The sequence below is a fragment of the Arenibacter nanhaiticus genome (genome assembly GCF_900141935.1).
Classification (GTDB): Bacteria; Bacteroidota; Bacteroidia; order Flavobacteriales; family Flavobacteriaceae; genus Arenibacter; species Arenibacter nanhaiticus.
Genome location: NZ_FQYX01000061.1, coordinates 1 through 5,461, shown reverse-complemented (window position 1 = coordinate 5,461; position 5,461 = coordinate 1). Strand labels below are relative to the sequence as shown.

General features: G+C 39.6%; 4 protein-coding genes. 2 read left to right on the top strand and 2 right to left on the bottom strand.

Features of this window, described 5'->3' with window-relative positions; genetic code table 11:
• Positions 1 to 548 precede the first annotated feature (548 nt).
• A complete protein-coding gene (locus BUA16_RS17940) occupies positions 549 to 1,676 on the top strand; it encodes a helix-turn-helix domain-containing protein (RefSeq protein WP_072766080.1) in 1,128 nt (375 codons plus the stop codon).
• A gap of 396 nt (positions 1,677 to 2,072) precedes the next feature.
• Positions 2,073 to 2,825, top strand: coding sequence for a hypothetical protein (locus BUA16_RS17930; protein ID WP_072766078.1), 753 nt, complete (start codon positions 2,073 to 2,075; stop codon positions 2,823 to 2,825).
• 283 nt (positions 2,826 to 3,108) lie between these two features.
• Here the strand turns inward: BUA16_RS17930 and BUA16_RS17920 are convergent, their stop codons facing one another.
• Together BUA16_RS17920 and BUA16_RS17915 are read right to left on the bottom strand one after the other, a co-directional pair.
• Complete coding sequence (locus tag BUA16_RS17920; protein ID WP_072766081.1) at positions 3,109 to 4,272, bottom strand: IS91 family transposase; 1,164 nt, start codon at positions 4,270 to 4,272, stop codon at positions 3,109 to 3,111.
• A gap of 2 nt (positions 4,273 to 4,274) precedes the next feature.
• A complete protein-coding gene (locus BUA16_RS17915; protein WP_317045405.1) occupies positions 4,275 to 4,868 on the bottom strand; it encodes a tyrosine-type recombinase/integrase in 594 nt (197 codons plus the stop codon).
• Positions 4,869 to 5,461 lie beyond the last annotated feature (593 nt).

The window sequence follows — 5,461 nt, the reverse complement described above, 5'->3', positions numbered from 1 at the left end:
TTTAGTTACACGTAACTTTGGAGACCTCCCCAGGTAATGACATCTTCTTTCCCTCGATTCCTGCCAGATCTACTGCTTCGGCATTCACTTAAAAGTGTTTCGGACTTTACAATGATGTGCTTGCTCATCCATCCTCACAGCCTCATATCTGGTTCCTGTTCGTCAGTACCGAGTTTTGTAGTCTCGCTTCCTTCAGATGTAACCTCGCAGTTACCACCCTTGCGACTTACTAATGGTTCAAGGCGTTACCCCTGCCCATAAGGGACTTGCACCCTCTAGATTAATTATCTACTTTGCAGTAGATAAAAGATGCCCATGCTGGGCACACACAATGTTTAAAAGCAATAGCGGTTCAGGTACAAACTTGAACCGTTTTCGCATTTAATTAAGTATATTGCTTACCAAAAGTAAGTGTAATTTAATCCGCTACTGCTCTTATACTAAACGTTAGCAAACATTTAGAAACTCATCGTGTACATAATAAATAACATCATATTAATAATTTCTATTTTTGGTTAAACTCTAAGAATTAAAATCTAATTAAATAAGTGGAGATCAACTATAACATAATAAGTTTAATTGATATATTAGGTTTAGTTCAAGGTGTATTTCTAGGGTTGATCTTAGTAGTTGAAAGTAAGCGAATTAAACCTAAGTTATTTTTAGGTTTATTTCTATTAGCTTATAGTGCAGAACTCTTAAATTCTATTCTTGGAGATTTAAATATTCTTGAATTTAAACCCTCATTATTATATCTACCATTAGATTTTAGATATTTAACAATTCCGTTATTTTATCTATACATTAAAAGGATTTTTAATAGTCCACTAACTAAAAAGAAAAATTTACTTATTCTATTACCAGGAATAATAGAGTTTCTATTTTTTGCAATACTTTTTGTTTTAAACTTAGATACAAAATTGAGAATACATAATTCTGAAAAATTTTCTGATGGAATATTTTTATTTGCGATTTTATCATATCCATATTCAATATACTACGCAATTTTGACCATTAAATTCATTAACAAACAAAAGAAGAATGTTGAAGATTATTATTCAAATACGGAAGGAAAATTGCTTACTTGGGCTAAGGGTGTTATGGTTTTCTTACTTTTCTTTATACTTATAATAATATCTACAATTTTTGTAGAAGGAAAGTTTTATACAGACTATATGTATCCATTTATCTCATCAGTCAACGTGATTTTTATTTTCTGGATAGGGATTTCCGGTTTAAGACAACCTAAACTTTTTGTTTCAAAAAATTCAATTACTAAAAAAGAAAATATAGAAAGTAGCTTTAATGAAAATTCTAAGAATAAATCAATCATTAACAAGACGTACTATAAAAAACTAATTGAATTAATGGTTGGCGAAAAAATGTTTTTAGAACCCAACTTATCTTTGGCTGACGTATCCATAAAGCTTAAAATACCACAACGAAACCTATCTGAACTCATTAGAGAGGAATCAGATAAAAACTTCAATCAATTTGTAAATTATTACCGTGTAGAAGAAGCAAAAAAATTATTGTTAGATTCTTCAAATAACCATTTAAACATGCTAGGAATAGCTTTTGACTCAGGATTTAGTTCAAAAGCAACTTTTTATAGTGTTTTTAAAAGGCACACTTCTAAAACCCCTACATCGTTTAAAAACAACAACTTAACTTAATATCATGCAAGTCTAATATTCTGTAATAAGTCCAGAAAACCGTTTTCTAGACTCAATCTTCTTTTTTTAAGACTCTTATTGTTAATGTGACCTCATCTTTGCATCAATAAATCAAGAGTTATGAAAACTAATAATTTGATGTTGATAGTTATAAGCTTAGCTTGGGTTCTTTTTATAACATGGGAGTTATTTGTAACAGAGTGGAGTTATCTTAAAGATGAAAATATCTTTAGAGTAGATCTACTCATTATTTTTCCGCTTCTACAAATCATTACAATTTATACATTGATAAAAATATTTAGAAAAACCAAAACAACAGATTGAATTTAATTCTTCAAAAAAACGAAGAAACGTTAATCTTTAATTACAAAAAACAATAATTAAAATTAAATAAAAATGAAAACTATAAATTTTTTCAAAACAGTAATTTGCTTATTAGCTTTAACCTTAACATTTAGTTGTTCAAGCGATGATAGTTCTATGGAGCCAATAGATACTAGATCTTTTATGACTGATAGTAATGTTGATTATTTTATTAACAGAGATGGAACTACAGACATTATAGTTACTGGCGAATATGTGGATCCAGATTCTCCAAACTTTGGTGGTGATGTAGTAAACAGAGGGTTCGTTTACGGAACGACATCTATTCCTGTCGTTAATAGTAATAATACAGAAAGTGCATTAGGCTCTAACCCTGTAAATGCAACATTTAGAAACTTAGACGCAGGACAAACCGTTTATATTAGAGGCTTTTTTGAAATGAGTGATGGTACTTATTTCTATGGAAACGAAATTCAAGTAAGTACAGCTATAGATGCTAGTAGTACACGTTCTATTGCCATGACAATCAGACCGGATTTGTTCTTTCAAAATTCTGATGGAATTACACCTGAATTAGAAGTTACTGCCATAGAAAAAGAATCTCCAGTAGAAATTGGTTTCGAATACAGTTTAAATAGTGATTTTTCTAATAGTTCTATAACTTTAGATCCAGATATGCAAGGAAATATTTTCTTAACAATATATTCTGAGTTTGTTACTGGTTTAACGTCTAATACCCTTTATTACTTTAGACCTTATGTAAAATACGCAGATGGTATTACAACAAATGGTGGAAATAGTACAGCTACTTTCACTACAAACTAAATAGAATAAAACGTTTGCTAATAACTAAGACTTCGTGTGGTCGGTACGGCCAAACATGAAGACCGTGTTGACTGAACCGGGTCCTGTTTCCCCTTACTATGGGGATTGCTATAGTTTGATGGAGTCTTTTACATATATCTTGTTGCCGGAGCTGGGCCCTTAAGATGGTGGTCTCCCTTTTTCGTAGCCCGTTCCTGTGCCCTTTTTGATTTCCTTGGCCCATTTTACTCTCAGGAACGACCTTTTTCATCCCGCTATTTTAATTTTGGCCATGGGTATCCCCTTACGCTTTTTGGGGCGTTCTTCTTGGGGCGCTATTTTTCAGTCGATCGGACCATGCTTTGGGCGGGCCACGGCTGTCGAATACCGCTACGGTCACCATGATCCCGATCTGGCAGTAAGGACATCGGCGATGTTTCAAGGGAGGCCGTCCATTTGGCACGGGACCGCCCAGGACCTGTTGCAGCAAAGGAAGCAGTGCCTTCTTCCTGGAACTGCTCAGGATCCCATAATGGCGTATACGCACGAACCCCTTGGGCAGGATGTGCAGGGCGAACCTGCGGACGAACTCGGCATCGGTTAATCGCAGTAAGGATTTCCTTCCCCCATGCCGGTAATCCTTGACGGTAAAAGTGACGTTATTATTATCTAGGCTCTTTATACGGTGGTTACTGATGGCAATCTTGTGGGTATAGCGGCCAAGATATTCTACTACTTGTTCTGGACCTAAAAATGGACGTTTGCAATAAATTACCCAATTGTGCTTGAACAGGTTTTCGTAGAAGGCCGTGGGGTGTGGTGGAAATTCCTTGCGAAGGGATGCTACAAAACGAGCTCTAAAAACCTTGCTCATAGCCTTTACAGGAAACAAATAGCGTGCCTTTCGGCAGCCAGGTTTTCCCTTGTTCCTAGCGAATTTCCATTTGCCCGACCTTGTGGTCCCTCCTCCGGGAACAATGCAATGCAGATGCGGGTGAAGGGACAGATTTTGTCCCCAGGAGTGCAGGATGGCGACCATTCCCGGGTCGGCCCCCAAAAACTTGGGATTGGATGAAAAGCCTTTGATCACCTGCCAGGCCGTCCCGAACAAAAGGCCATAGATCGACTTGGGATCATAAAGGCACATCCTGTTAAGTTCCGAAGGAAGGGTAAAGACCATATGGAAATAGGTCACGTTCAGCAGTTCGGCCTCCCTTGCCCTGATCCATTGTTCCCTTTTATGCCCCTGGCACTTGGGGCAATGACGGTTCCGGCAACTGTTGTAGCTAAGGTGCAGCTTATGGCAGCCAGGGTTGTCGCAACGGTCTATATGCCCGCCCAATGCTGCGGTGCGGCATTTGCGCAGGGCGTGCAGGGTCCTTGACTGCCAGCTATTGGCACATAGGCCGGCCAGCTGTTCCCTGTTGCGCTCCAATACCTGTGCAACCTCATAGGAAGTACGGTACATGGTCATGGCCCATAAAGCCGCTCCAGCGGACTGAACGGTCTTTGTCTGCCCAGTTGTGCCACATGCAGGTAGGTAAGCGTGGTTTGGATATCGGCGTGTCCCAACAAGTCCTTTACGCTGATGATATCCAGTCCCATTTCCAACAGATGGGTAGCATAACTGTGGCGCAAGCTATGGGTGGTGACCACCTTTGGTATGCCACTGTGTTTGCGTGCCTCGTTAACGATCCACCGTACTCCTGTAGTGGACAGTGCAACGGGGTTTCCTTCTCTGTCATTGCCGTTAAAGCACCAAGTAACGGGCCTTTCCGCCCTGATGTATTTCCTTAGGCCCCGGATCTGCATCGCGCACAATGGGACATAGCGGTCCTTCCTGCCCTTGCCCTGGCGTACGTGCAGCATCATCCTTTCAAGATCAAGATCTTTGAGCTGTAGGTTACAGAGTTCAAAATTCCGAAGGCCGCAGCCATAGAGCATGGCCAGGACCAAACGGTGCTTGAGAAGTTTTGGGGCCTTGAGCAGCAGCCTTACCTCGTTATGGCTCAATACGACAGGTAGCTTCTTCGGCCGTTCTATGGAAGGAAGCACCACACGCATCTCATTCATCCCCGAGATGCGATAGGCATAGCGAAGACCATAGACAGTGTGCTTGAAGAAACTCTCGGAAGGGGTCTTGTGCTGTGATTTTAAAACATGCAGGTAATCCAAGACCTGCTCCTGGTCAAGAACCAGCGGACTACATTTAAAATGAAGGGAAATATGCGCTAGGCAACGCGCATAATTGGTGAGGGTACTTTGGCTTTTACCGGAAAGCTCGATAGATCGTCTTAACTTACGATACAGTTCATTAAATTCTGGAACGGAATTACAGGCCCTATCAATAAGGGTACTACTTTTTTTTCATAACTTTAAACTTTATGATTAAACCTATCCTAAAGGTAGTGAACAGCAGGCTAATAACTGCTTGAAGCTACCTTTAGGTTTAGTTCAATCGAGTAGACGGGTCCGCCCCTAAATAGAAACGGACTGCGCCTCTCACACCACCCAGCGTACGGGTCTCGTACTGGGCGGTTCGATAATGAAACTTAACGTTTGTAGTATTCCAATAAACTAACATAACCTTTCCTCTTTAACCGTTTTACGGTGATCGTAGTTCGCAGTATTGGGCTTTGGGCTACAGCCCATCCCCC

What these genes read in the sequence shown, in the direction of transcription:
- BUA16_RS17930 (WP_072766078.1), top strand. Translation starts at nt 2,073, where the DNA reads ATGAAAACTATAAATTTTTTCAAAACAGTAATTTGCTTATTAGCTTTA.
- BUA16_RS17920 (WP_072766081.1), bottom strand. Translation starts at nt 4,272, where the DNA reads ATGTACCGTACTTCCTATGAGGTTGCACAGGTATTGGAGCGCAACAGG.
- BUA16_RS17915 (WP_317045405.1), bottom strand. Translation starts at nt 4,868, where the DNA reads ATGCGTGTGGTGCTTCCTTCCATAGAACGGCCGAAGAAGCTACCTGTC.